Source organism: Streptomyces sp. FH025 (assembly GCF_017427025.1).
GTDB lineage: Bacteria > Actinomycetota > Actinomycetes > Streptomycetales > Streptomycetaceae > Kitasatospora.
Window position 1 is genome coordinate 1 of record NZ_JAFLNG010000031.1, and the last position, 25,400, is coordinate 25,400.

Sequence of the window (25,400 nt, forward strand, 5' to 3'; positions counted from 1 at the left end):
CGGAGGCGGACATGCGGATCCTGCTCCTCGCCAGCGCGTTCAACAGCCTCAGCCAGCGGCTCCACGCCGAACTGCGCGACCGGCACCACACGGTCGACGTCCACGTGGCCGGGGACGACGGCGAACTGCGGGCCGCCGTGCGCCGCCTGCGGCCGGACCTGGTGCTGGCGCCCATGCTGCGCACCGCGATCCCGCCGGACGTCTGGTCGGAGTTCACCTGTCTGATCGTCCACCCCGGCCCGCCGGGCGACCGGGGGCCCTCCTCCCTCGACCGGGCGATCCAGGAGGGCCGCACCGAGTGGGGCGTGACGGTGCTCCAGGCCGAGGCGGAGATGGACGCGGGCCCGGTCTGGGCCTGGGCGCACTGCCGACTGCCCGAGCGCGGCAAGAGCGACCTGTACCGCAACGAGGTCTCCGACGCGGCCGTGTCGGCCGCCCTGCTCGCCGTGGAGCGCTTCGCCTCGGGCACGTACGCGCCGCAGCCGCAGCACGGCCCCGGCTGGTGGGGCACGGTGCGCGAGCGGCCCGTGCTGCGACAGGAGAAGCGCCGGATCGACTGGGCGAAGGACCGCACCGACACGGTGCTGCGCAAGCTCCGCGCGGCGGACTCCCAGCCCGGGGTGCTCGACGTGCTGTGCGGCGGCGAGTGGTACCTGCACGGCGGGCACCGCGAGCCGCACCTTCGCGGCCGACCGGGCGAGCTGCTCGCCACCCGCGCCGGGGCGCTGTGCCGGGCCACCACGGACGGTGCGGTGTGGATCCCGGAACTGCGGCGGCGGCGCGCCCCCGGCGGGCCCGCGACCTTCAAGCTCCCGGCGGTGACCGCTCTCGGTTCCCTGCTGCCCCCGCTGCCGGAGGTGGCGGCGCCGCTGATGCCGGGGGACGACGTGGACCCCGGCTGGACGGACATCGCCTACCACGAGGCCGGCCCGGCGGGCTTCCTGTGCTTCTCCTTCCCGGGCGGTGCGATGTCCTCCGACCACTGCCGGCGCCTGCTGGAGGCGTACCGCTTCGCCCTCGGCCGGCCCACCTCGGTGCTGGTGCTCGGCTGCGGCCGGGACTTCTTCTCCAACGGCATCCACCTGAACGTCATCGAGGCCGCGCCGGACCCGGCCGCCGAGTCCTGGGCGAACATCACCGCGATGGACGACCTGGTCGCCGCGGTCCTGACGACGACCGACCGCCTGGTGGTCGCGGCGGTCGGGGGGAACGCGGCCGCCGGAGGCGTGATGCTGGCCCGGGCGGCGGACGAGGTGTGGTGCCGCGCCGGCTCCGTCCTCAATCCGCACTACCGGCTGATGGGGCTGTACGGGTCGGAGTACTGGACGTACACCCTCCCGCGCCGGGTGGGCGCGGCGGAGGCCGAGCGGCTGACCGGGCAGGCGCTGCCGGTGTCCGCGGCCGCCGCCGAGCGGATCGGCCTGGTCGACCGGGTGCTCGACTGCGGACCGGAGGAGTTCGCCCCGAGCGCGGCCCACCTGGCGGGGCTGTTCGCGGCCTCGCCCGTCGTCCAGGGGCGGATCGCGGCCAAGAAGGCCGCACGCAGGGCGGACGAGCGGGCCAGACCGCTGGCCTCCTACCGGGAGGAGGAGCTCGCGGTGATGCGCGGGCAGTTCTTCACACCCGAATCGCCGTACCACGCGCTGCGATCCGCGTTCGTCCGCAAGCGCCCAGCACCCGCCGGGCTCCTCTCCCGAACGTGACCCGAACGGCCCCGCCGGGTTCGCGCTCCCCGGGGCATCGGCCCGGTCCGCGGACCGGCGCCCGGAGCGAACCGTTGCTATGACTGGCTCCGAGCCATTTCGTCCGGCTCCCATCCCCGAGGAGGCATCCTCATGGGTGCTGCAGCAACCGACACCGACGTGGTGCACGTTCTCTGGATCAACGCCGGCCTCAGCTGTGACGGCGACTCCGTCTCGCTGACCGCCGCGATGCAGCCGAGCATCGAGGAGATCGTCACCGGCGCGCTGCCCGGCCTGCCCAAGGTCGCGGTGCACTGGCCGCTGATCGACTTCGAGTGCGGCCCGGTCCAGGGCGCGGACAACTTCGTCGAGTGGTTCTTCAAGGCCGACCGCGGCGAGCTGGAACCGTTCGTCCTGGTCGTCGAGGGGTCCATCCCCAACGAGAACATCAAGAAGGAGGGCTACTGGTGCGGCTTCGGCGACGACCCCGCCACCGGGCAGCCCGTCACCACCAGTGAGTGGCTGGACCGGCTCGCCTCCAAGGCGACCGCCGTGGTGGCGATCGGCACCTGCGCCACGTACGGCGGCATCCACGCGATGGCCGGCAACCCGACCGGCGCGATGGGCGTGCCCGACTACCTCGGCTGGGACTGGAAGTCCAAGGCGGGGCTGCCGATCGTCTGCGTCCCGGGCTGCCCGATCCAGCCCGACAACTTCGCCGAGACGTTCACCTACCTGCTGTACCAGCTGGCGGGCTCCGCGCCGATGATCCCGCTCGACGACAAGCTGCGGCCCGCCTGGCTGTTCGGCGCCACCGTGCACGAGGGCTGCGACCGCGGCGGTTACTACGAGCAGGGCCAGTTCGCCACCGACTACGGCACGCCGGAGTGCCTGGTGCGGCTCGGCTGCTGGGGCCCGGTCGTCAAGTGCAACGTCGCCAAACGCGGCTGGATCAACGGCGTCGGCGGCTGTCCGAACGTGGGCGGCATCTGCATCGCCTGCACCATGCCGGGCTTCCCGGACAAGTTCATGCCCTTCATGGACCCGCCGCCCGGCTCGCGCGTCTCCATGACCGCCAGCACCGCCTACGGGTCGTTGGTCCGCCGGCTGCGCTCGATCACGCAGCACACCGTCGACAAGGAACCCAAGTGGCGCCGCACCGGCCGCCGCCTGACCACCGGGTACCGCCCGCCCTGGTGACACCGCGGCGGGCCGCGCACCACCGGTGCGCGGCCCGCCGCCCACGCTCCCCGATCCGCACCGAAGGCCACGAGAGAAGGGCACGACACACACGATGGCGACACCGACGAGGGCAGCCGGCGACGGCAGCGGCCTGACCGAGATGTCCTGGGATCCGATCACCCGGATCGTGGGCAGCCTGGGCATCCACACGAAGATCGACTTCAAGCAGAAGAAGGTCGCGGAGTGCTACAGCACCTCCTCGGTCTTCCGCGGCTACAGCGTCTTCATGCGCGGCAAGGACCCGCGCGACGCACACTTCATCACCAGCCGGATCTGCGGGATCTGCGGCGACAACCACGCCACCTGTTCGGTCTACACCCAGAACATGGCCTACGGTGTGAAGCCCCCTCACCTCGGCGAGTGGATCATCAACCTCGGCGAGGCCGCCGAGTACATGTTCGACCACAACATCTTCCAGGAGAACCTGGTCGGGGTCGACTACTGCGAGAAGATGGTCCGCGAGACCAACCCGGGCGTCCTCGAACAGGCCGAGCGCACCGAGGCCCCGCACGCCGCCGACCACGGGTACCGGACGATCGCCGACATCATGCGCTCGCTCAACCCGATCGAGGGCGAGTTCTACCGCGAGGCACTCCAGGTCAGCCGGTACACCCGGGAGATGTTCTGCCTGATGGAGGGCCGCCACGTGCACCCCTCCACGCTCTATCCGGGCGGCGTCGGCACGGTCGCGACGGTGCAGCTGTTCACCGACTACCTGACCCGGCTGATGCGCTACGTCGAGTTCATGAAGAAGGTCGTGCCGCTGCACGACGACCTCTTCGACTTCTTCTACCAGGCCCTGCCCGGCTACGAGGAGGTCGGCCGGCGGCGGGTCCTGCTCGGCTGCTGGGGCAGCCTCAACGACCCGGACCACTGCGACTTCACGTACCGCAACATGACGGACTGGGGCCGGAAGATGTTCGTCACCCCTGGCGTCATCGTGGACGGCAAGCTCGTCACCAACGACCTGACCCGGATCAACCTCGGCATCCGCATCCTGCTCGGCAGCTCCTACTACGAGGACTGGCAGGGCAAGGAGCTCTTCGTCACCCACGACCCGCTGGGCAACCCCGTCGACCCCCGGCACCCGTGGAACCAGCACACCATCCCCGCCCCGCAGAAGCGGAACTTCGACGACAAGTACAGCTGGGTGATGTCCCCGCGCTGGTTCGACGGCACGGAGCACCTCGCGCTCGACACCGGCGGCGGCCCGATCGCGCGCCTGTGGTCCACCGCCCTGTCCGGGCTGGTCGACATCGGCTACGTCAAGGCCACCGGCCACAGCGTGCAGATCAACCTGCCCCGCTCGATGACCAAGCCCGAGGTCACCTTCGAGTGGAAGATCCCGCAGTGGAGCAACGCCATCGAGCGCAACCGCGCCCGCACCTACTTCCAGGCGTACGCGGCCGCCGCCGCCCTGCACTTCGCCGAGAAGGCTCTCGACGAGGTCCGCGCCGGGCGCAGCCAGACCTGGGAGCGCTTCGAGGTGCCGGACGAGTCGATCGGCTGCGGCTTCACCGAGGCCGTGCGCGGCGTGCTCTCGCACCACATGGTGATCCGTGACGGGAAGATCGCCAACTACCACCCGTACCCGCCCACCCCGTGGAACGCGAGCGTGCGCGACAGCTACGGCACGCCCGGCCCGTACGAGGACGCGGTGCAGAACACGCCGATCTTCGAGGAGAACTCCCCGGAGAACTTCAAGGGCATCGACATCATGCGCGCGGTGCGCAGCTTCGACCCCTGCCTGCCCTGCGGCGTGCACATGTACGTCGGCGGCGGACGCACCCTTCAGACCATGCACGTGCCCACCGGCCTGAGCGGGCTCGCCGCATGACGGCCGAGCAGACCGGGCTGCGGATCCAGGAGGCCCTGGACGCCCTCGCCGACAGCGGAGCCGGGCAGGCGGGCGAGCAGCTCGTCCGCGACCTCATGGAGTTCTACGGCGAGGGCCTGGCCAGGATCGTCCCGGCCCTGCCCCCGCCCGCCCTGGAGCGGATGCTGGACGACCCGGCGGTGGCCGGGCTGCTGCTCCTGCACGACCTGCACCCCGAGGACCTGGCCGCCCGGATCGACCGGGCGCTCGCCGCCCTGCCCGAGCGGGTCGAGGTGCTCGGCTTCGACCCGGCCACCGGCACCCTGCGGCTGCGCCGGACGGCCTCCGGCTGCGGCTGCGGGGAGCAGGACGTGGAGGCCGCCCTCGCCTGCCACGCGCCCGAGGTGACGGCGCTGGAACTGGAGCGGACCCCGCGGCTGCTCCAGATCGGCACCCGCCCGCCGCTGCCCGCGGAGGCGCGGTGAACACCCGGCGGGTCTCCCGCGACGGGACGGCCCTGCTGCGCCGGCTGCGCGAGCCGGCCCCGCCGCGGCCCGAGCGCTGCGAGTTCTGCGGCCGGGACCTCCCGCCCGGCCACCGGCACCTGGTGGACGTCGAGGAGCGCGCCCTGGCCTGCGCCTGCACCGCCTGTGGCCTGTTGTTCCAGCAGCCGGGCGCGGCCGGCGGCCGCTACCGGGCCGTGCCGGACCGCTGCCTCGTCGACCCGGACGGCGACGTGGACGAGCGGGCCTGGTCGGTGCTGGGGATCCCGGTCGGCACGGCCTTCCTGTTCCGCAGCGCCGTGCTGGAGCGGCTGCTCGCGTTCTACCCCGGGCCGGCCGGCGCCACCGAGAGCGAGCTGGACGAGGAGGCCTGGGAGCGCGCCCTCGGCGGCAGCCGGCTGGCCGCCGCCCTGGAACCGGACGTGGAGGCGCTGCTGCTGCGCCGCACGGAAGGGCGCGTGGAGTGCTTCCTGGTGCCGATCGACCTCTGCTACGAGCTGGTCGGCCGGCTGCGGCGGTGCTGGCACGGCTTCGACGGCGGCGCCGAGGCGCGGGCCGAACTCGACGCGTTCTTCGAGCGGCTGGCCGCCCGGGCCCGCCCGCTGCCCGCGGAGGTGACGGCATGACGGCGCTCGGCTTCGCCTGCACCGGCGTGCGCCCCGACCCGTACGCGGCCGCGCCGACGCTGGTGTTCCGGCTGCGGATCACGGCACCGGCCGACACCCGGGTGCACGCCCTCGCCCTCCGGTGCCAGCTGCGGATCGAACCGGGCCGCCGGTCGTACGGCGAGCCGGAGGGCGGGCGGCTGAGCGACCTGTTCGGGGAGCGGGAGCGCTGGGCGAGCACGCTCAACCCGATCCAGCTCGCCACCGTGCCGCTGATGGTGCCCGCCTTCACCGGGGAGACCGAGGCCGACCTGGAGGTGCCGTGCAGCTACGACCTGGAGGTGGCCTCCGCCCGCTACTTCCGGGCGCTGGACGGCGGCGAGGTGCCGCTGCTCCTGCTGTTCTCCGGCACCGCCTTCTCCGGCCCCGGCGGCTTCCACGTCACCCCCGTGCCCTGGGACCGGGAGGCCCGGGTCCGGATGCCGGTGCGGGTCTGGCGGGAGGCGATCGAGCGGCACTTCCCCGGCTGCGGCTGGCTGCGCCTGCCGGAGGGCGTGATGGACGACCTGCTGGCCTACCGCTCCCGGCGGGCCCTGCCCTCCTGGGAGGCGACGGTGCGCGAGCTGCTCGCGACGGCGGGAATCGAGGAGGAGGTCCGGTGAGCGGCCTCCCCAAGGCGATCGAACGCGGCTTCGCGGCCGCCCGGCAGATCGCCGACGCGGTGCTGCTGGAGGGCTACGTGCTCTACCCGTACCGCGCCTCGGCGGCCAAGAACCGGCTGCGCTGGCAGTTCGGCGTCCTGGTGCCGCCCGAGTACACCGCGCACGGCGGCGAGCACTCCCACCAGCGCACCGAGTGCGTGATGGAGGCGCGCGCCGATGACCGGCTGGCGGTCGAGCTGCGCTTCCTGCGCGTGCGGCGGCGCACCGTCGAACAGGCCACCGCCACCGGCGGGTTCGAGCCCGTGGAGCGGCTGGAGCTGGCCGACCGGGTGCTCGTCGAGTGGGACGAGGGCGTCGAGGAGCGGATCGAACTCCTGCTTCCCGTCGAAGAGTTGACAGGCGGGGAGGTGCAGCGGGCGTTCCGGCTGCCGGGCCTGGGCGAGACCGAGCTGCTGCGCGAGCACGGCTCCGCCGTCGGACGGCTGGTGCGGCGCCGCGAACAGGTCGACGGCCTGGTGCGGCTGCGGGCCGAGGAACTGCCCGGCCCGTACCGGGCGCAGCGGCTGACCGTGGAGGTGGAGAACGCCTCCGACTGGGTACCGCGACGGAGCGCGACCCGCGAGGAGGCGCTGCCGCGCTCCCTGGTCTCCGCCCACCTGCTGCTCGGACTGGAGCAGGGCCGGTTCCTGTCGGCCACCGACCCGCCCGAGTGGGCCCGGCCGGCCGTCGAAGGGTGCCGCAACGAGCGCACCTGGCCCGTGCTGGCCGGGCCGGACGGCGGACGCCAGGTGGTGCTGTCCTCGCCGATCATCCTGGAGGACCACCCGCGCATCGCCCCGGAGAGCGCCGGCGCCCTGTACGACGCCACCGAGATCGACGAGATCCTGGCGCTGCGCACCGCGGCCCTGACCAACCAGGAGAAGCGGGAGGCCCGCGGCACCGACGAGCGGGCCGGCGCCGTCATCGACCTTGCGGACTCCCTGCCGCCCGAGGTGCTGGAGCGTCTGCACGGCGCCATCCGCGGGCTGCGCGAGGTCACCGGCGACGATCACGACGCGCCGCCGCCCTGGTGGGACCCGGGCGACGACCCGCAGGTCGACCCCGAGCGGGACAGGGTGCTGGTCGACGGCCGCGAGGTCGGGGCCGGCAGCCGGGTGCTGCTGCGGCCCGGCCGGCGGCGCACCGACGCCCAGGACCTCTTCCTGGACGGGCGGACCGGCGTCGTGGAGGCGGTGCTGCACGACGTCGACGGCTCGGTGCACCTGGCCGTCACCGTCGAGGACGACCCGGGCGCGGACCTGTGGCGGGCGCAGGGGCGCTTCCGGTACTTCCAGCCGGACGAGGTCACCCCGCTGGAGGGGCCATGACGAGGAGCACGGTGCTGGTCGCCGGGGTGGGCAACGTCTTCCTCGGCGACGACGGGTTCGGCGTCGAGACCGTGCGCCGGCTGTCCGCCCACCCGCTGCCGGACGGCGTCGACGTGGTCGACGTCGGCGTGCGCGGCGTCGACCTGGCGTACCGGCTGCTCGACGGCTACCGGACCGCCGTGCTGGTGGACACCACCTGCCGCGGCGGCGCGCCCGGCACCGTCCGCCTCATCGAGGCGGCCGCCGAGCCGCTGAAGGCGCCGGTGCTGGACGGGCACCGGATGGGGCCGGACGCCGTCCTCGCGCTGCTCGCCGCGCTCGCCGCCGGAACCGGCGGCGAGCCGCCCGGCCGGGTGCTGGTGGTCGGCTGCGAGCCGGCGTCGCTGGAGGAGGGCATCGGCCTGAGCGCCCCCGTCGCCGCCGCCGTCGAGGAGGCGGTCCACATGGTCCTGCGGGTCGTGGACGAGGCCACGCAACCGGAGAGGGAGACGACACCATGCTGAGGAAACTGTTCTGCGCGGCCCTGCTGGCCGGGATCGGCGCGATGGTCTGGCAGAGCCTGCCGGACATCAGGCGCTACCTGCGCATCTCCCGGATGTGAGGCGCGCATTGCTGCGAACGGTGCAGCCCCGGGCGTGGTGCCCGAGGCCCTCGACTTCTGCTTCGAACTCGCCTGCGCCGGAACGCTGGTGGAGGGCGCGGCGCTGCACACCGTACCGGTCCCGGCGCGGGCCCGCTGCGCGTCCTGCGCGGCCGAGTGGGCCGTCGGCATGCCGCCGGACCTCGGCTGCCGGAGCTGTTCCGGCGGCGGCGTCGAGCTGCTGTCCGGGCGCGAGCTCCAGATCCTCGACGTCGAGTGGGCCGAGCACGGGCGCCCCGACGTCCCGGCCGAACAGAAAGGCTGATGCCGATGTGCCGCACGGTCGACCTCCGCCAGGCGGTCCTCGCCCGCAACGACGACAGCGCCCGCGAGCTGAGGGCGGCGCTGGCCGCGCGCGGAACGGTCGCGGTGAACCTGCTCTCCAGCCCCGGCAGCGGCAAGACCGCCCTGCTGGAGGCCGAGTTGGGGCTGGCCCTGCGGCGCGGGGTGGCGGCGGCGGCGCTGACCGCCGACCTCGCCACCGAGAACGACGCGCTGCGGCTGGCCCGTTCGGGCGCGCCGGTGAAGCAGGTGCTGACCGACGGGCTCTGCCACCTGGAGGCGCGGATGCTCGCCGGGCACCTGGACGGCTGGCTGCCGCAGGAGTGCCGGCTGCTCTTCGTGGAGAACGTCGGCAACCTGGTCTGCCCGGCCTCCTACGACCTCGGCGAGTCCCTGCGGGTGGTGCTGGCCTCGGTGACCGAGGGCGAGGACAAACCGCTCAAGTACCCGACCGCGTTCGGGCTGGCCAACCTGGTGCTGGTCACCAAGGCGGACCTCGCCGCAGCGGCCGAGTTCGACGAGCCGGCGTTCCTGACGAACGTCCGGCGCGTCAACCCCGGTGTGGAGGTGGTGCGCACCTCGGCCCGGACCGGCGACGGGGTCGGGGTGCTGCTGGACCGGGCGCTGGCCGTGCTCGACGGCGCCGAGCCGCACCGGCCGGTCATGGCGGCCGCCCCTCACGGACACGGGCATGCGCACCCCGCGGAGGGGGAGCACGCGTGACGGCCGGTGACCCGCGACCCGACCGCGAGCGGCGGCGGGTCGCCGTCCGCGGCCTCGTGCAGGGGGTCGGCTTCCGGCCGTTCGTCCACGCCCTGGCCGGCGAGCTCGGACTGGCCGGCAGCGTCACCAACACGGGCGAGGGCGTCCTGGTCGAGGTCGAGGGCAGCCGGGAGGCCCTCGACGCCTTCTGCCGACGGGTGGCCGGCGACGCGCCGCCGCTCGCCCGGGTCGCCTCGGTGGACCACTCGCCGCTCGCCGCGACCGGCGCCACCGGGTTCAGCATCGTGCCGTCCCGCGTCGACGGCCCCCGCGCCACTCTGATCCCGCCCGACGTCGCCGTCTGCGCCGACTGCCTCGCCGAACTCGCGGACCCCGCCGACCGCCGCCACCAGCACCCGTTCATCAGCTGCACCAACTGCGGCCCCCGGCACACCATCGTGACCGCGCTGCCCTACGACCGCGCCAACACCACCATGAGCGGCTTCCCGATGTGCGCGGACTGCGCCCGGGAGTACGCCGACCCCGCCGACCGCCGCTTCCACGCGCAGCCCGTCTCCTGCCACTCCTGCGGGCCGAGGCTCGCGCTGGCCGTGCCCGGCAGCGCCGACCTGGACGGCGAGGAGGCGCTGTCGCGGGCCCGTCGGCTGCTGGCCGAGGGGGCCGTCCTCGCGGTCAAGGGCATCGGCGGCTACCACCTCGCGTGCGACGCGCGCGACGCCGGTGCCGTCGCCCTGCTGCGCCGGCGCAAGCGGCGCGGCGACAAGCCGTTCGCCCTGATGGCCCGCGACCTCGCCACCGTCGAGGCCCTGGTGCCGGTCGGCCCCGTCGAACGGGAGCTGCTCACCGGTCCGGTGCGCCCGATCGTCCTGCTGCGCCGCACCGGCGCGGCGGTCCCCGAGGCGGTGGCCCCGCGCGGCCCCGACCTCGGCGTGATGCTGCCGTACACGCCGCTGCACCACCTGCTGCTCGCCGCCCCGGGGCCCGACCTCCTGGTGATGACCAGCGCCAACCTCTCCGGCGAACCGATCGTCACCGACGACCGGCACGCCCGCACCGCGCTCGCCCCGCTCGTCGACGGCTGGCTCACCCACGACCGCCCGATCCACGTGCCCTGCGAGGACTCCGTGGTGCGGGTGGTGGACGGCGAGCGGCTACCGCTGCGCCGCTCGCGCGGATACGTCCCACTGCCGGTCCCGCTGCCGGTGCCCGTACGGCCGGTGCTGGCGGTCGGCGGCGACCTGAAGAACACCTTCGCGCTGGCCCAGGACGGCTATGCCTGGCTGTCCGGCCACGTCGGCGACATGGACGACCTGGCCACGCTGCGCGCCTTCGACCGCGCGGCCGAGCAGCTCGGCGTGGTCAGCGGGGTGCGGCCCGAACTGCTGGTCGCCGACCGGCACCCCGGCTACCGCTCGGTGCGGCACGCCGAGCGGAGGGCCGCCGGCCGCCCGGTGCGCCGGGTGCAGCACCACCACGCCCACATCGCGGCGGTGATGGCCGAGCACGGCCTGGACGGCGGCCGCCCGGTCCTCGGGGTCGCCTTCGACGGCACCGGCTACGGCGAGGACGGCGCGATCTGGGGCGGCGAGGTGCTGCTGGCGGACTACGACGGATTCCGCCGCCTCGCCCATCTCGCGTACGTGCCCCTGCCGGGCGGGGACGCGGCCGTCGAGCGCCCGTACCGGACGGCGCTCGCGCACCTGCGCGCGGCCGGGCTGCCCTGGACGCCCGGACTCCCGCCGGTGGCGACCTGCCCGGAGGATGAACTCCGGCTGCTGGAGCGACAGTTGGAGCGCGGGCTGAACTGCGTGCCGACCTCCAGCATGGGCCGGCTCTTCGACGCGGTGTCCTCACTCGCGGGCGTCTGCCACCGGGCCGGGTACGAGGCCCAGGCGGCGATCGAACTGGAGGCGGCGGCCGCCGGGTTCGGTCCGGCGGCGGGCTACGGCTTCGGCCTGTTCTACGGGGAGGACGGCTGGATCGCCGACCCCGGGCCGGTGTTGGCCGAGGTGACGGCGGACGCGGCCGCGGGCGCCCCCACCGGGCTGATCGCCGCGCGCTTCCACGGCGCGGTGGCCGATCTCGTCCGGCGGATCTGCGCGGCGGCGCGGGAGTGCCACGGCACCACCACCGTCGCGCTCAGCGGGGGCGTCTTCGCCAACGCGCTGCTCTCCTCGGCCTGCGCGCGCGGCCTCGGGGAGGACGGCTTCACCGTGCTGCGGCACCGCCGGGTGCCGCCCAACGACGGAGGGCTGGCGCTCGGCCAGCTGATGGTGGCCGCCCGGTCGGCCACCCGGGAGGAGTGAGAGCGGATGTGCCTGGCGGTGCCCGGCAGGGTGACGGAGATCGAGGAGCGTGACGGGACCAGGATGGCGGTGATGGACTTCGGCGGGGTGGTCAAGGACGTGTGCCTGGAGTACCTGCCCGACCTGGAGGTCGGCGAGTACGCGATCGTCCACGTGGGCTTCGCGCTACAGCGCCTGGACGAGGAGTCCGCCCGGCGCACCCTCGGCCTGTTCGAGGAACTCGGGCTGCTCCAGGAGGAGTTCGGGGACCCGTGGGAAGCGGCGCGGGCAGCGGGAGACATCGCGGCAGGAGACATCGAGGAGGCCGGACGGTGAAGTACCTGGAGGAGTTCCGCAACCCCGACCTCGCGGCGGGGCTGCTCGCCGACATCAGGGCGACGGTCACCAGGCCCTGGGCGCTGATGGAGGTGTGCGGCGGCCAGACGCACAGCATCATCCGGCACGCCATCGACCAACTCCTCCCGGAGGAGGTCGAGTTGATCCACGGACCGGGCTGCCCGGTGTGCGTCACCCCACTGGAGGTGATCGACCGGGCGCTCGCGATCGCCGCCCGGCCGGAGGTGGTCTTCTGCTCCTTCGGGGACATGCTGCGGGTGCCCGGCTCCGACCGCGACCTGTTCCGGGTCCGCGGCGAGGGCGGTGACGTCCGGGTGGTGTACTCGCCGCTCGACGCCCTGCGCATCGCCCGGGAGAATCCGGAGCGCGAGGTCGTCTTCTTCGGCATCGGCTTCGAGACCACCGCCCCGCCGAACGCCATGGCCGTCCACCTGGCCAGGAAGCAGGGCCTGCGCAACTTCAGCATGCTGGTCTCCCACGTACGGGTGCCGCCCGCCATCGAGGCGATCATGGACTCGTCGGACTGCCGGGTCCAGGGCTTCCTCGCCGCCGGGCACGTGTGCAGCGTGATGGGCACCGGCGAGTACCCGGCGCTGGCGGAGCGCCACCGCGTCCCGATCGTCGTCACCGGCTTCGAACCGCTGGACATCCTGGAGGGGATCCGGCGCACCGTACGGCAGTTGGAGCGCGGGGAGCACACCGTCGACAACGCCTACCCCCGGGCCGTCCGGCCCGAGGGCAACCCGGCGGCCCGCGCCATGCTGGAGGACGTGTTCGAGGTGACCGACCGCCCCTGGCGGGGCATCGGCGTGATCCCGCAGAGCGGCTGGCGGCTGGCGCCGCGCTACCGGGACCACGACGCCGAGCACCGCTTCGACGTCGCCGGGATCACCACCCGCGAACCCGCCCAGTGCCGCAGCGGCGAGGTCCTCCAGGGCCTGCTCAAGCCCCACCAATGCGAGGCCTTCGGGACGGTCTGCACCCCGCGCACCCCGCTCGGCGCCACCATGGTCTCCAGCGAGGGCGCCTGCGCCGCGTACTACCTCTACCGGCGGCTGAGCACGCCGAGCGCACCCGTGGAGGCGAGCCCCGTTGGCTGACACCGAACTGCTCACCGAGCGGCCCGACTTCTCGGGCTGGAGCTGCCCGCTGCCGCTGCGCGACCACCCCCGGGTGGTGATGGGGCACGGCGGCGGCGGGGCGATGTCCGCCGAACTCGTGGAGAACCTCTTCGCGCCCGCCTTCGGCGGCCCGGCCCTCGCCGGGCTCGGCGACTCCGCCGTGCTGGAGCTGGGCGGCGCCCGGCTCGCCTTCTCCACCGACTCCTACGTCGTGCGGCCGCTGTTCTTCCCCGGCGGCTGCATCGGCGACCTCGCCGTCAACGGCACCGTCAACGACCTCGCCATGAGCGGGGCCCGGGCGGCCTACCTGTCCTGCGGCTTCATCCTGGAGGAAGGGGTGGAGCTGGCGGTGGTGGACCGGGTGGCCCGGGCGCTCGGCGCCGCCGCCCGCACCGCCGGGGTGGAGGTGGCCACCGGGGACACCAAGGTGGTCGAGGCCGGGCACGGGGACGGCGTCTACCTGAACACCGCCGGCATCGGGCTCGTCCCGACCGGGGTCGACATCCGGCCGCAGCGGGCCGTTCCGGGCGACGTGGTGATCGTCAGCGGGCCGATCGGGCTGCACGGGGTGGCGATCATGAGCGTCCGGGAGGGCCTGGAGTTCGGGGTCGAGGTGCGCAGCGACTGCGCGGCGCTCGGCGGCCTGGTCGAAGCGATGCTCGCCGCCACCCCCGATCTGCACGTCCTGCGCGACCCGACCCGGGGCGGCCTGGCGGCGGCGCTCAACGAGATCGCGGCGGCGGCCGGGGTGGGCGTCGTACTGAGCGAACGCGCCGTCCCCGTTCCGGATCCGGTGGCCAACGCGTGCGCCGTCCTGGGCCTGGACCCGATGTACATCGCCAACGAGGGCAAGCTCGTCGCCTTCGTCCCCCGCGAGGAGGCGGACGCCGTGCTCGCCGCCATGCGCGCCCACCCGCTCGGCGCGGAGGCCGTGGTGATCGGCGAGTGCGTCGAGGACCACCCCGGGATGGTCGTCGCCCGCACCGGCTTCGGTGGCACCCGGGTGGTCGACCTGCCGATGGGCGAGCAGCTGCCGCGCATCTGCTGACGCCGCCCGGCGGAACGCCTCCGGATGGAGCGGGCCGGGGTACGGGCCACTGGACGGTCCTTCACGCAGGACGAGTTCGGATGAACCGGTGATGCGACCGGTACCCCGATGGGGTGCCGGTCGTTGAGCCCGGTGTGCCGATACCTCGGTGCGTGACACCGATCAGGAGGGCCGCCCGACGTGACGCGCCACTCAACGCCTGACCTGCGGAACGGCGAGCGCTCGCCGCGGCCGGCTCCGGCCCCCGGGGCGGTCCGGCTCGAAGCGCTGGCGAAGACCTTCGACGGCCGGGTCCGCGCGGTCGACGGGGTGGACCTGGAGATCGGCGAGGGCGAGTTCTTCGCGATGCTCGGGCCGTCCGGGTCCGGGAAGACGACGGTGCTGCGCCTGATCGCAGGCTTCGACACGCCGAGCTCCGGCCGGGTCCTGCTGGGCGGAGCCGACGTCACCGGTCTCGCTCCGTTCGACCGGGACGTCAACACGGTGTTCCAGGACTACGCGCTCTTCCCGCACATGACGGTCGAACGCAACGTCGGCTACGGCCTGATGGTCCGCCGGGTGCCCAGGGCCGAGCGGGCGGAGCGGGTGCGCGCGGCGCTCGCCATGGTCCGGCTCGACGGCTTCGAGCGGCGTCGGCCGGCTGAGCTCTCCGGTGGCCAGCGCCAGCGGGTGGCACTGGCGAGGGCGCTGGTGAACCGCCCCAAGGTGCTGCTGCTCGACGAGCCGCTCGGCGCGCTCGACCTGAAGCTCCGCCAGGAGATGCAGGCGGAGCTCAAGCGGATCCAGCGCGAGGTCGGGATCACCTTCGTGTTCGTCACCCACGACCAGGACGAGGCCCTGACGATGAGCGACCGGGTCGCGGTGTTCAACGCGGGGCGGATCGAGCAGGTGGGCTCGCCCGCCGAGGTGTACGAGCACCCGGCCACGGCCTTCGTCGCCGGCTTCGTCGGCACCTCCAACCTGTTGGACGGCTCGGCGGCCGAGCGGGTCGTGGGCGAGGCCGGGCTGTTCAGCGTCCGCCCGGAGAAGATCCGGATGGCGCACCCGGACAATCCCGCCGGGCCGGACGAACTGTCGGCGCCGGGGCGGGTGGCCGAGGTCGTCTACGCGGGCGGCCACACCCGGTTCCTGGTGGACCTGGAGGCCGGAGGGCGGCTGACGGCCGTCCGGCAGAACCTCGACGAGGGCTCGGCCGAGGTCGCGCGCCATCGCGGCGCCGACGTCGTGCTGGCCTGGCAGCGAAAGCACACCGTCCGCGTCGGTGGCTGATCCGGCCACCTCTTCCCCGTCAACGAAGGAACCCGTCGCATGCGCACTCCCTCGATCGCCCGCGCGGCCGCCGCCATCACCGCCGCCGTGCTTGCCGCAGGCTGTGGCGGCGCCACCGGAACGACCGGCGCCCACGGCCTGAATCCGCCGGACCTGCCGATGCTCCAGACCCTGGCCGCCGGTGAGGGCCAGGTGAACCTGATCGCCTGGGCCGGCTACGCCGAGGACGGTTCGGACGACAGGAACGTCGACTGGGTCCACCCCTTCGAGCAGCAGACCGGCTGCAAGGTCAACACGAAGATCGCCGGCACCTCTGACGAGATGGTCTCGCTGATGAAGACCGGCCAGTACGACGTCGTGTCGGCGTCCGGCGATGCCACGCTCCGGCTGATCGCGGCCGGCGACGTGGCACCCGTCAACACCGACCTGGTCCCGAACTACGCGGATGTCTTCGACGGCCTCAAGAACCAGCCGTGGAACTCGGTGAACGGCCGGATGTACGGCATCCCGCACGGCCGCGGCGCCAACCTGCTGATGTACCGCACCGACAAGGTCACGCCGGCTCCGGACTCCTGGCGCGTGGTCTTCGACGGCGCCTCGGCCTACACGGGCCACGTCACCGCCTACGACTCCCCCATCTCCATCGCCGACGCGGCGCTGTACCTGATGAAGACCACACCCGACCTGGGCATCAAGAACCCCTACGCCCTGGACGAGGCCCAACTCAAGGCCGCTGTTGACCTGTTGAAGATCCAGCACAAGGCGATCGGCGAGTACTGGAGCGACTTCCAGAAGGCGGAGAACTCCTTCAAGACCGGCGACACCGTGGTCGGCACCACCTGGCAGGTCATCGCCAACATGGCGCAGGCCGACAAGGCGCCCGTCCAGGCGGTGCTGCCGAAGGAGGGCGCGACGGGCTGGTCGGACACCTGGATGGTGTCGGCCAAGGCCGCGCACCCCAACTGCGCCTACCAGTGGATGAACTGGATCGTCTCGCCGAAGGCCAACGCCCAGGTCGCCGAATGGTTCGGCGAGGCCCCGGCCAACTCCAAGGCCTGCGAGCAGACGTCGGACAGGAACTTCTGCACCACCTTCCACGCCGACGACGACGCGTACTGGAAGGACGTCTACTCCTGGACCACCCCGGTCAGGAACTGCCTGGACGGCCGCGAGGTGCCCTGCACGGACTACGCCGCCTGGACCGCGGCCTGGACCGGGATCAAGGGCTGACCCCGTGGCGACGGACGCGGCGGCCCCTCCACGACGACGAGGCGCCCTGGGGCGGGTGGCCTCCGCCCTGCACCGGCACGCCGGACTGCGGCTGACGCTGCTGCTGGCGGCGCCGATGGCCTGGTTGGTGGTCGCCTACCTGGGCTCGCTCGCCGTCCTGTTCCTCTCGGCCTTCTGGACGGTCGACGCCTTCACCTACGACGTCCTGCGGGTCTGGAACACCGCCAACTTCCACACCGTCCTCACCGAGCCGGTCTACCGGTCGATCGCCCTGCGCACGCTCGGCATCGCCGCCGCCGTCACGGTGATCGACGCCGTCGTGGCGTTCCCGATGGCCTTCTACACGGCCCGGGTCGCCCGGCCCGGCACCCGCAAGCTCCTCCTGGTCGCCGTGCTGACCCCGCTCTGGGCCAGCTACCTGGTCAAGGCGTACGCCTGGCGGACCGTCTTCAGCCAGGGCGGTGTCCTCGACTGGCTCGGCAGGCCGTTCGGGCTGGCCGGCCCCGGGTACGGCACGGCGGCGGTCATCGTCGTCCTCGCCTACCTGTGGCTGCCGTACATGATCCTGCCGATCCACGCGGGCCTGGAGAACCTGCCGGCCAGCCTCCTCGACGCCTCGACCGACCTGGGCGCCTCCCCGTGGCGGACCTTCCGCTCGGTGGTGCTGCCACTGGTCAAGCCCTCGGTGTTCGCCGGCTCCGTGTTCACCTTCTCCCTGAGCCTGGGCGACTACATCGCCGTCCGGATCGTCGGCGGGAAGACCCAGGTGCTGGGCACCGCGATCGCCGACAACGTGACGCTCGACCTGCCGCTGGCCGCCGCGCTGTCCTGCGTCCCGGTGGCGCTGATCGTCGGCTACCTGCTCGCCGTACGCCGCTCGGGCGCCCTGGACTCCCTGTAGAACGCCGATGATCCTCTCCCGCCGTGCCCGGATCGCGCTGCGCGCGGCCGTCGTCCTGGGCCTGGCCGTGATCTACCTGCCACTGCTGCTGGTCCTCCTCAACTCGCTCAACCGGGACCGCTCCTTCGCCTGGCCGCCCACCGGGCTCACCACCGAGTGGTGGGTGCGGGCCTGGCAGTCCGACGGCGCCCGCACCGCGCTCCTCACCTCCCTCCAGGCGGGGGCCGGGGCCACCCTGGTGGCACTGGTGCTGGGAACCATGACCGCCTTCGCCGTCCAACGGCACCGGTTCTTCGGCCGGCAGGCGGTGTCGTTCCTGGTGATCCTGCCGATCGCGCTGCCCGGCGTCGTCACCGGCATCGCGCTCAACGCCGCGTTCCGTACGGTGCTCGGCCCGGCGGGCGTCGGCTTCGGCCTGCTCACCGTCGTCATCGGGCACGCCACCTTCTGCATCGTCGTGGTCTTCAACAACGTCATCGCCAGGCTGCGCCGGACCTCGCCCTCGGCCGAGGAGGCCTCGGCCGACCTCGGCGCGCACACCTTCCAGACGCTGCGGTACGTCACCTTCCCGGCCGTGCGCTCGGCGCTGCTGGCGGGCGGGCTGCTGGCGTTCGCGCTCTCCTTCGACGAGATCGTGGTGACCACCTTCACGGCCGGCCCCGGCGTCCAGACCCTGCCCGTCTGGATCTACGCCAACCTGGCGCGGCCCAACCAGGCCCCCGTGGTCAACGTGGTGGCCGCCGTGCTCGTCCTGCTCTCGGTGGTCCCGGTGTACGTGGCGCAGCGGCTGTCCGCCGACACCACCCCCGGGCGCTGACCCCGAGGCGACCGCCTGCCGCTTCACCTGTTGTTCAACCGCGCGATCCTGTCTACGCCCCGTCAACCCCCTACGGTCCCTGAGGGACTGCTAGAAGGGGCTATGGACGAAACGCAACTCGCCGTACGAGCGCACGGATTGACGAAGTGCTTCGGGGACGTCATCGCGCTCGACGGCATCGAGCTGAACCTCGCGCCCGGGCGGATCCACGGGCTGGCCGGGCCGAACGGCGCCGGGAAGACCACGCTGCTCGGGCTGCTGCTCGGACTGGCCGTCGCCGACGGCGGCGAGCTGGAGGTCCTGGGCAGACCGGTCGGGCGGGCCCTGGCCGCCCCTCAGGCGGTGGCCGGGTTCGTGGACGGGCCCGGGCTGTACCCGTCGCTGACCGCCCGGCGCAACCTCGCCGCGCTCGCGGCCCTGCGCGGGCAGGACACCCGAACGGGGCGGATCGACGAGGTGCTGGCCGAGGTCGGGCTGACGGAGGTCGCCGACGACCGGGTGCGGGGCTTCTCGCTGGGCATGCGGCAGCGGCTCGGACTGGCCGCCGCGCTGCTCACCGATCCGCGGCTGCTGGTGCTCGACGAGCCGTCCAACGGTCTGGACCCGGCCGGCAAGCAGCACGTGCACCGGGCGCTGCGGCGGCTCGCGGACGACGGGGTGACCGTCGTGCTGTCCAGCCACCGCATGGACGACCTCGAAGCGCTCTGTTCCGAGGTCACGATCCTCTCGACCGGGCGCGTCCGCTTCTCCGGCCCGCTCGGCAAGCTGGCGGCCGAGAGCCGCGAACTCGACCACCGCCTGCTCACCTCCGATCCGGCGGCCGCCCGGCGGGTGGCCGAAGGGGCCGCGGGGGTGCGGACCGTGGCGCAGGCCGAAGCGCGGCGCGGGGACGAGGCGCTGGTCGTCCGCGCGTCGGCGCCCGCCGTCGAAGGGCTGGTGGCCGCGCTGGTGCACGCGGGCGTGGGGGTGCGCGAGGTCGCTCCCGTGGTGCCGCCCCTGGAGGCGGCGTTCCTCGCCCTGACCGAGCCTCAGGAGGATGAGCGATGAGCACGGCCACGGCCGGAAGGACGGCGGCCGGTGCGGTCGCCGCCCCCGAGGCGCACCGGGTGCCGCTGGGCCGGGTGTACCGCTTCGAGCTGGTCAAGCTCCTCTCCCAGTGGCGGATCCGGCTGCTGATGCTGGCCTGCTGGACGGCGCCGGGTCTGTTCGTGGCGGCGGTGGCCCAGCAGGGCACGCTGCCGTCCGACACGCTGTTCGGCCGCTGGATGCACGCCACCGGCTGGGCCGGCCCGCTGGTGGTGCTGGGCTTCGCGGGCTCGTGGGCGCTGCCGCTGCTGACCTCCGTGGTCGCGGGCGACGTCTTCGCCGCCGAGGACCGGCTCGGCACCTGGCGGCACCTGCTGGTCGCGGTCCGCTCCCCGCGCCGCATCTTCGTGTCGAAGGCGCTGGCGAGCGGGACCGTGATCGTGCTGCTGGTGGCCGGGTTGGTGGCCGCGAGCACGGTGGGCGGGCTGGCGGCGGTCGGGAACCACCCGCTGGTCGGCGTCGACGGGCACCTGCTGTCTCCGTCGGACGCGGCCGGGAACGTGCTGCTGGCCTGGGTGTGCGCGCTGGCGCCCACGCTGGCGCTGGCCTCCCTCGGACTGCTCGGCTCCGTCCTTCTGGGCCGCTCACCGATGGGGCTGCTCGTCCCCGCGCTGGCGGCGGTCGCGATGCAGCTCGCCCAGATGCTGCCGCTGCCGGTCGCGCTGCGCCTCGCCCTGCCCGGCTACGCCTTCGTCTCCTGGAACGGGCTGTTCACCGCCCCCGCCCGGCTCGACGAGCTGCTGATCGCCGTCACGGTCAGCCTGGTGTGGGCCGTGGTCGCGACGGCGGCGGCCTACCTGCTCTTCGTACGGCGGGACTTCACCAACGGCAGCGAGGACGGCGTGGGCCGGCGCACGGTCACCTTCGGGGTGCTGCCGCTGGCCGGACTGCTCGCGCTGGGCTTCGGGGCGGTCGCGGTGGCCACCCCCTCGACGGGCTCGGGGATCTCGCAGGAGAAGGTGCAGCGGTCGGTCGCCACCGTGTTCGCGCACCTGTACCGACTGCAGACCGAGCAGCTGCACCGCCCCGCCGTCACGGAGGAGCAGCTCCAGGTCACGGCCGCCTGCGAACGCGGCGACGGCCAGGTCGACCCGGAGGGGCCGGGCAACGACTGGCGCTGCGTCGTCACCTGGCACCTGCCCGGTACGGCCGCGCCGGGGACGGCGGTCTACCAGCTCGACATCGCCTCGGACGGCCGGCTCCAGGCCGACGGTGACGGACCGAAGGAAGTGAACGGCTACTTCCTGGTGCACACCCCGGCCGGGGACGCACCGAACCCGCTGTGGCAGTTCGACGGCCAGGTCGAGCTGCTCTCCCCCTCCTCAACGAAGGAATGACGCCATGCAGGTAACACGTCGTCGACGTGTTCAGAAGGAACGATCCGTCCTTCTCGGCCGGCGGGTGGGCCGCCGGGCCACGCTCGCCACGGCGTGCATCACGGCGGTGGCCATCGCCACCGGCACCGCGTTCGCGGCCACCCACCAGTTCGGCGAGGACCAGGTCGGCCAGGTCACCGCCGACGGCCAGGTCATCTCCAGCGACCAGTACATCGCCCCGTACGGCAGCCGCGTCGTCCTCAACAACGGCAAGATCATGGGGTCCGCCGTCAGCCCGGACGGCGGCCACCTGGCCGCCTCGGTCGCCGACGGCGACGCCTCGCTGGTCGTGGTGAACCTCAAGACCGGCCAGGTGCAGCAGCGCGTCGGCACCAACAAGGCGGACGAGCTGCGCATCCCCAGCGGCTCGGTCGGCCAGGAGTCCCCGGTGTACTCGCCGGACGGCTCGCAGCTGTGGCTGGGCCAGCTCGACGGCTACACCAGGTTCACCGTGAACGCCGACGGATCCCTGTCCAAGCCCGTCACGGTGCCGATCCCGGCCGACGGCGACAAGCACGCGCTGGCGTCCGGGGCGGTGTTCTCCGCCGACGGCTCGACGGTGTACGCGACCGTCAACGGGCAGAACCGGGTGGTCGCGATCAACGCGGCGACCGGCGCGATCCAGCAGAGCTGGACGGTCGGCAACGCGCCGCGCGGCGTCGTGCGGGTCGGCCAGAAGCTGTACGTCACCAATGAGGGCGGGCGGGCGGCCACGGCCGGCGACAGCACGATCAACTCGTACGGCACGCAGGTGCCGGCCGACCCCAAGACCGGCGCCACCACCACCGGCACCGTCAGCGTGATCGACCTCGCGAACGCGTCCGCCCCCGTCGGGACCATCGCCGTCGGCCTGCACCCGACGGCGGTGTACGCCAGGAACGGGGTGGTGTTCGTCGCCGACACCAACTCCGACGACGTGTCGGTCATCGACACCGCGCACGACAAGGTCGTCCAGACCGTCTCCACCAAGCCGTGGCCGGAGGCCTCGGTGGGCTACGAGCCCACCGCGGTGACGCTCACCGACGACGGCCGTCTGCTGGTCACCCTCGGCCGCGCCAACGCGGTGGCCGTCTACCGCTTCTCCGGCGCGCAGGAGCCGGTGAGCTACGTCGGCCTGCTGCCCACGGACTACTTCCCGGCGGAGATCACCACCGTCGGCTCGAAGGTGGTCGTCTCCAACACCCGTGGCATCGACGCCCGCAGGCCCAACAGCACCGGCGCGCACAAGACCCACGACACCACCTCCAGCCTGACCCAGTTCACGCTGCCGAGCGACAAGGAGATCCGCTCCCAGACCGCCAAGGTCTTCCGGCAGAACGGCTGGACCAACAACGCGGTCAAGACGGCGAACGGGCACAAGGCCAAGGCCGTGCCCGTGCCGAACCGGATCGGCGACCCGTCGACGATCAAGCACGTCTTCCTGATCGTCAAGGAGAACCGGACGTACGACCAGGTCTTCGGTGACGTCCCGGACGGCAACGGCGATCCGGCACTGGCCCAGTTCGGCGCGAACGTGACGCCGAACCAGCACGCGCTGGCCGAGCAGTTCGGGCTGTACGACAACACCTACGACATCGGCACGAACTCCGCCGAGGGCCACAACTGGCTGATGCAGGCCGACAACCCGGAGTACACCGAGTCCTCGGCCGGCGAGTACGAGCGCAGCTACGACACCGAGGACGACGCCCTGGGCCACCAGCGGTCGGGCTTCCTGTGGACGGGCGCGCAGGCGGCGGGCAAGTCGGTGCGCGACTTCGGCGAGTTCCACCAGTTCCTGACCAAGCCCGACGCCGCGACCTGGCAGAACCTGTACTGCGACAGCAAGAACATGGACGCGACCGGCCAGGGCAGCGCCTACACCCTCAACTCCTCGTCGCCGATCCCGTCGCTCAACAGCGTGTCGGTGCCCGGCTTCCCGAGGTTCGACACCGACGTGCCGGACCTGTACCGCTACCAGGTCTGGAAGCAGGACTTCGAGAAGAACGGCCCGGCGAACCTCAACATGCTGTGGCTGTCCAGCGACCACACCGGCGGTCCGGCGAGCCCGGCCGCGCAGGTCGCCGACAACGACCTGGCGACCGGGAAGATCATCGACGAGATCACGCACAGCCCGTACTGGAAGGACTCGGCCATCTTCGTGGTCGAGGACGACTCCCAGGCCGGCCTCGACCACGTGGACGGCCACCGCGCCCCGATCCAGATCATCAGCCCCTGGGCGCAGCACGGGGCCGTCGACAGCCGCTACTACTCGCAGATCACGATGATCCGCACCATCGAGCAGATCCTCGGGATCCACCCGATGAACCAGAAGGACAGCGCGGCCACCCCGATGGCCACGGCCTTCACCGACCAGCCGGACTACACGCCGTTCACCGCGGTGCCCAACCGGACCTCGCTGACCGACGGCCTGAAGACCCCGCCCTCCTGCGGCGTCGACGTGCCCGGGGCGCAGGACCTCCGCGCGGCGGCGGCGCCGGTCACCACCGAGCCGCCGGCGGCGGAGCAGGCCGTCGCGGGCCTGTGGAACGCCTGGAAGTCGCAGCAGCGGCTGACCGGTCCGAACGCGGCGCCGGACCGGGCGAACCCGGCGCAGATGAACCACCTGGTGTGGTACCAGACGCACAACTGGACCACGCCGTACCCGGGTGAGAGCGAGATCCACGCGCCGGACGACGTGCCCGGCGCGTACCTGCCGTCGGCGGAGAACGACGGCTGATCCTGGCCTGACGACGGGTGGGCCCCGGGCCGGCGGTTGCGCCGGGCCGGGGCCCACCCGTTGCCGCGTTACCGCGTTACCGCGCGCCGAGGATCGCCGGGTCCTCGGCGAGTTCGGCCAGCAGCGCGTCCAGCTTGGCCCGGTCGACCGAGGGCATCACGAACACGTGCACGTAGCTGCGCCGGGTCGTCTCGTCGCCCGGGACCATCAGCACGTCCTGGGAGGACAGCGACCACTTGGCCACCAGCTCCGGGCTCGGCTTGCGGAACCGCACGGTGACGGCCCCCGGGGTGCGGGCCGGCCAGAGCTCGACGCCGAGCTCCCGCTCCAGGGCCACCAGCCGCCGCTCCAGGTGGGCGGCGAGCTCCTGGGCCGTACGGATCCGGTCCACCTGGTCCTGGTAGGAGTGGCGGGACAGGTGGTCCCACAGGATCAGCGGGGAGAAGCCGTTGCGGGAGCCGGCGAAGGTGGTGTCCGGCGCGCCGATGTAGTCCGGCTGGGACGGCGGCGAGATCTGGTACTTCACCTTCGTCATGTAGATGCCGCACGGCCACGGCGCGCCGGCCCACTTGTGGCCGCTCATCGCGATCGAGGAGACCATGTCGACCTCGCCGTGCTCGGCGGTGGGCAGCCGGAGGCCGAAGTCGAACTCGGGCGGCGCCGTCTCCGGGGTCCAGCCGTACGCCTCCGGCTCCTCGGTGGCCAGGCGCAGGAAGGGCGCGTAGCCGGCGCCGAGCGCGCCGTCCACGTGGATCCAGAAGCCGCGGCGCAGGTCGACCAGCGGTTCCCCGGTCCGCGGGTCGGTGCCGTAGACCACCTCGCGGCGGACCAGGCCGTACCGCTCGAAGATCGGCAGCAGGCGCTCGCAGACCGCGCGGACGTCGTCGTGGGCGCCCTTGAAGGTGCTGCCGAGGTTGAGGTTGACGAAGACCGGGTGGCCCTTGGCGGCGAAGAACTCGACCAGGACGGCGAGCGCGTCGACGTCTATCTCGCCGGGGCCGTCCCAGGACAGGCCGGACGGGCCCGGGCGGGACGGCACCTCGGTGGGCCAGCTGCGCAGGCCGGTCACCGGGTCCGTCAGCGGGCACTCGTCGGCGTACTTCTCCACGCCCACGGCGTGGAAGGTCTCGACGCCGAGGACGCGGACGGCCTTGGCGAAGGAGTAGTGGGTGTCCTCTGAGTAGAAGGCCACCGGGTGGTGGGCGTTCGGGTTGCGCCGGTCGGGCGCGGCCTTGACGTAGCGCAGGGAGTCGAAGGGGGCGGCCGGCGGCTGGATGAGCGCCTTGCCGCTCAGGTAGTCCCGGGCGTTCCAGAGGGCGTACATGTTGCCCTCGGTGGAGCCCATGGACAGCATGTAGCCCCAGTAGGACTCCGGGTCGGCCGGGTCGTGCGGGCCCTGGGCGCGCCACAGCTTCGCGTAGTAGTCGAGGACGGCCCGCTCGATGACCTTGGTGTTGGGCTTGTAGCCGCCGCTCTGGAACGGGTCACCGAGGTTGTTGATGTTGTTGGGCATGAACCGGGCCAGGTCCAGCGCGGTGCCCTGCATGTCCTGGGTGGCCTGGTAGCCGACCAGGTGCTTGCGCTTGCGGGTCAGGTACTCGTCCACCGCGTCGAGCGCGCGCAGCCGCCGGGCGTCGTCCAGCCCGTCCGCGGGGAGCGCGAACTCGCCGCC

Annotated in this window: 23 protein-coding genes; 22 read left to right on the forward strand and 1 reads right to left on the reverse strand. The window is 73.0% G+C overall.

Going from position 1 to position 25,400, the window contains the following annotated elements; genetic code table 11:
• Positions 1–11 precede the first annotated feature (11 nt).
• From J0670_RS04105 to J0670_RS04205, 22 genes are all read left to right on the forward strand, one after another.
• Positions 12–1,703: a hydrogenase maturation protein gene (locus tag J0670_RS04105; protein WP_207809702.1), complete on the forward strand. Its 1,692-nt coding sequence runs from the start codon at positions 12–14 to the stop codon at positions 1,701–1,703.
• Positions 1,704–1,835: 132 nt separating this feature from the next.
• Entirely contained in the window at positions 1,836–2,882 is a 1,047-nt protein-coding gene (locus J0670_RS04110) for a hydrogenase expression protein HypE (protein WP_207809674.1), read from the forward strand.
• Positions 2,883–2,976: 94 nt separating this feature from the next.
• Positions 2,977–4,761 carry a nickel-dependent hydrogenase large subunit gene (locus J0670_RS04115; protein WP_207809676.1) on the forward strand — a complete coding sequence of 595 codons (1,785 nt, stop codon included), beginning with the start codon at positions 2,977–2,979 and terminating at the stop codon, positions 4,759–4,761.
• Positions 4,758–5,225 (forward strand): thioredoxin, encoded by a 468-nt coding sequence (locus tag J0670_RS04120; RefSeq protein ID WP_207809678.1) that lies wholly within the window; start codon positions 4,758–4,760, stop codon positions 5,223–5,225. The genes J0670_RS04115 and J0670_RS04120 overlap by 4 nt, the downstream gene beginning before the upstream one ends.
• On the forward strand, positions 5,222–5,869 hold the full coding sequence (locus J0670_RS04125) for a DUF5947 family protein (protein WP_374223062.1): 648 nt from the start codon (positions 5,222–5,224) through the stop codon (positions 5,867–5,869). The genes J0670_RS04120 and J0670_RS04125 overlap by 4 nt, the downstream gene beginning before the upstream one ends.
• Positions 5,866–6,510 carry a DUF6084 family protein gene (locus tag J0670_RS04130; RefSeq protein ID WP_207809680.1) on the forward strand — a complete coding sequence of 215 codons (645 nt, stop codon included), beginning with the start codon at positions 5,866–5,868 and terminating at the stop codon, positions 6,508–6,510. Before J0670_RS04125 ends, J0670_RS04130 begins: the two co-directional genes overlap by 4 nt.
• Entirely contained in the window at positions 6,507–7,877 is a 1,371-nt protein-coding gene (locus J0670_RS04135; protein WP_207809682.1) for a hypothetical protein, read from the forward strand. Before J0670_RS04130 ends, J0670_RS04135 begins: the two co-directional genes overlap by 4 nt.
• Entirely contained in the window at positions 7,874–8,380 is a 507-nt protein-coding gene (locus J0670_RS04140) for a hydrogenase maturation protease (protein WP_207809684.1), read from the forward strand. The genes J0670_RS04135 and J0670_RS04140 overlap by 4 nt, the downstream gene beginning before the upstream one ends.
• A complete protein-coding gene (locus J0670_RS40480) occupies positions 8,374–8,478 on the forward strand; it encodes a hypothetical protein (RefSeq protein WP_374223063.1) in 105 nt (34 codons plus the stop codon). The genes J0670_RS04140 and J0670_RS40480 overlap by 7 nt, the downstream gene beginning before the upstream one ends.
• 7 nt (positions 8,479–8,485) lie before the next feature.
• Entirely contained in the window at positions 8,486–8,782 is a 297-nt protein-coding gene (locus J0670_RS04145) for a hydrogenase maturation nickel metallochaperone HypA (RefSeq protein WP_207809705.1), read from the forward strand.
• A 5-nt stretch (positions 8,783–8,787) separates the two neighbouring features.
• Positions 8,788–9,522 carry a hydrogenase nickel incorporation protein HypB gene (gene hypB, locus J0670_RS04150; RefSeq protein ID WP_207809685.1) on the forward strand — a complete coding sequence of 245 codons (735 nt, stop codon included), beginning with the start codon at positions 8,788–8,790 and terminating at the stop codon, positions 9,520–9,522.
• On the forward strand, positions 9,519–11,828 hold the full coding sequence (hypF, locus tag J0670_RS04155) for a carbamoyltransferase HypF (RefSeq protein WP_207809687.1): 2,310 nt from the start codon (positions 9,519–9,521) through the stop codon (positions 11,826–11,828). The genes hypB and hypF overlap by 4 nt, the downstream gene beginning before the upstream one ends.
• Before the next feature lie 6 nt (positions 11,829–11,834).
• Positions 11,835–12,143: a HypC/HybG/HupF family hydrogenase formation chaperone gene (locus J0670_RS04160; RefSeq protein ID WP_207809689.1), complete on the forward strand. Its 309-nt coding sequence runs from the start codon at positions 11,835–11,837 to the stop codon at positions 12,141–12,143.
• Entirely contained in the window at positions 12,140–13,264 is a 1,125-nt protein-coding gene (gene hypD, locus J0670_RS04165) for a hydrogenase formation protein HypD (protein ID WP_207809691.1), read from the forward strand. The genes J0670_RS04160 and hypD overlap by 4 nt, the downstream gene beginning before the upstream one ends.
• A 79-nt stretch (positions 13,265–13,343) precedes the next feature.
• Entirely contained in the window at positions 13,344–14,333 is a 990-nt protein-coding gene (hypE, locus tag J0670_RS04170; RefSeq protein ID WP_207809707.1) for a hydrogenase expression/formation protein HypE, read from the forward strand.
• A 204-nt stretch (positions 14,334–14,537) separates the two neighbouring features.
• A complete protein-coding gene (locus J0670_RS04175) occupies positions 14,538–15,602 on the forward strand; it encodes an ABC transporter ATP-binding protein (RefSeq protein WP_207809709.1) in 1,065 nt (354 codons plus the stop codon).
• 39 nt (positions 15,603–15,641) lie between these two features.
• On the forward strand, positions 15,642–16,832 hold the full coding sequence (locus J0670_RS04180; RefSeq protein WP_207809693.1) for an ABC transporter substrate-binding protein: 1,191 nt from the start codon (positions 15,642–15,644) through the stop codon (positions 16,830–16,832).
• Positions 16,833–16,836: 4 nt separating this feature from the next.
• On the forward strand, positions 16,837–17,733 hold the full coding sequence (locus tag J0670_RS04185; protein WP_307806373.1) for an ABC transporter permease: 897 nt from the start codon (positions 16,837–16,839) through the stop codon (positions 17,731–17,733).
• Between the two features lie 7 nt (positions 17,734–17,740).
• The gene (locus J0670_RS04190; protein WP_207809695.1) at positions 17,741–18,550 is read left to right on the forward strand and encodes an ABC transporter permease; all 810 of its coding nucleotides are present in this window, start codon (positions 17,741–17,743) and stop codon (positions 18,548–18,550) included.
• A 102-nt stretch (positions 18,551–18,652) separates the two neighbouring features.
• On the forward strand, positions 18,653–19,597 hold the full coding sequence (locus tag J0670_RS04195; RefSeq protein WP_207809697.1) for an ABC transporter ATP-binding protein: 945 nt from the start codon (positions 18,653–18,655) through the stop codon (positions 19,595–19,597).
• Complete coding sequence (locus J0670_RS04200) at positions 19,594–20,973, forward strand: ABC transporter permease (protein WP_243436515.1); 1,380 nt, start codon at positions 19,594–19,596, stop codon at positions 20,971–20,973. Before J0670_RS04195 ends, J0670_RS04200 begins: the two co-directional genes overlap by 4 nt.
• Positions 20,974–20,977: 4 nt before the next feature.
• On the forward strand, positions 20,978–23,728 hold the full coding sequence (locus tag J0670_RS04205) for a bifunctional YncE family protein/alkaline phosphatase family protein (protein ID WP_207809699.1): 2,751 nt from the start codon (positions 20,978–20,980) through the stop codon (positions 23,726–23,728).
• A gap of 76 nt (positions 23,729–23,804) precedes the next feature.
• Here J0670_RS04205 and J0670_RS04210 read toward each other — a convergent pair.
• Positions 23,805–25,400 (reverse strand): histidine decarboxylase (locus J0670_RS04210; protein ID WP_207809701.1); only part of this gene is annotated, 1,596 nt, incomplete at its 5' end.

Coding starts and splice junctions, on each gene's coding strand:
- J0670_RS04105 (WP_207809702.1), top strand. CDS start 12: ATGCGGATCCTGCTCCTCGCCAGCGCGTTCAACAGCCTCAGCCAGCGG.
- J0670_RS04115 (WP_207809676.1), top strand. CDS start 2,977: ATGGCGACACCGACGAGGGCAGCCGGCGACGGCAGCGGCCTGACCGAG.
- J0670_RS04190 (WP_207809695.1), top strand. CDS start 17,741: ATGATCCTCTCCCGCCGTGCCCGGATCGCGCTGCGCGCGGCCGTCGTC.
- J0670_RS04205 (WP_207809699.1), top strand. CDS start 20,978: ATGCAGGTAACACGTCGTCGACGTGTTCAGAAGGAACGATCCGTCCTT.
- hypE (WP_207809707.1), top strand. CDS start 13,344: ATGGGGCACGGCGGCGGCGGGGCGATGTCCGCCGAACTCGTGGAGAAC.
- hypB (WP_207809685.1), top strand. CDS start 8,788: ATGTGCCGCACGGTCGACCTCCGCCAGGCGGTCCTCGCCCGCAACGAC.
- J0670_RS04130 (WP_207809680.1), top strand. CDS start 5,866: ATGACGGCGCTCGGCTTCGCCTGCACCGGCGTGCGCCCCGACCCGTAC.
- J0670_RS04140 (WP_207809684.1), top strand. CDS start 7,874: ATGACGAGGAGCACGGTGCTGGTCGCCGGGGTGGGCAACGTCTTCCTC.
- J0670_RS04110 (WP_207809674.1), top strand. CDS start 1,836: ATGGGTGCTGCAGCAACCGACACCGACGTGGTGCACGTTCTCTGGATC.
- J0670_RS40480 (WP_374223063.1), top strand. CDS start 8,374: ATGCTGAGGAAACTGTTCTGCGCGGCCCTGCTGGCCGGGATCGGCGCG.
- J0670_RS04200 (WP_243436515.1), top strand. CDS start 19,594: ATGAGCACGGCCACGGCCGGAAGGACGGCGGCCGGTGCGGTCGCCGCC.
- J0670_RS04160 (WP_207809689.1), top strand. CDS start 11,835: ATGTGCCTGGCGGTGCCCGGCAGGGTGACGGAGATCGAGGAGCGTGAC.
- J0670_RS04195 (WP_207809697.1), top strand. CDS start 18,653: ATGGACGAAACGCAACTCGCCGTACGAGCGCACGGATTGACGAAGTGC.
- J0670_RS04180 (WP_207809693.1), top strand. CDS start 15,642: ATGCGCACTCCCTCGATCGCCCGCGCGGCCGCCGCCATCACCGCCGCC.
- J0670_RS04120 (WP_207809678.1), top strand. CDS start 4,758: ATGACGGCCGAGCAGACCGGGCTGCGGATCCAGGAGGCCCTGGACGCC.